Genomic DNA, 316 nt, shown 5'->3' with positions numbered 1-316 from the left:
GGGCAAGACCACGACGCTGATGATGATCGCCGGGTTCTGCGAACCCGACTCCGGCACCATCACCGTCGGCGGGCGTGACGTGACGCGCCTGGCGCCGCAGAAGCGCAATCTCGGGTTCGTCTTCCAGCAGTATCTGCTCTTCCCGCACATGAGCGTGTGGGAGAACGTCGCTTTCCCGCTCACGCTGCGCGGGGTGGGCAAAGATGAGATCCGGCGGCGGGTGGGGGAGACGCTGGAGATCGCGGGCCTGTCCCGGTTCGGTGGTCGTAAGCCGCGTGAGCTGTCCGGTGGCCAGCAGCAGCGTGTGGCGTTGTGC

At 67.1% G+C, this 316-nt stretch carries 1 protein-coding gene; it reads left to right on the top strand.

Features of this window, described 5'->3' with window-relative positions; all coding sequences use genetic code 11:
- On the top strand, positions 1-316 hold a 316-nt coding region (locus tag ADK65_RS06815), incomplete at both ends, for an ABC transporter ATP-binding protein (protein ID WP_159038735.1).

Origin of the sequence: Streptomyces sp. NRRL B-1140 (assembly GCF_001280065.1) — a bacterium.
Taxonomy (GTDB): Bacteria; Actinomycetota; Actinomycetes; order Streptomycetales; family Streptomycetaceae; genus Streptomyces.
The sequence above is the reverse complement of the archived record's forward strand: the minus strand, read 5'-3'. Positions and strand labels throughout refer to the sequence as shown.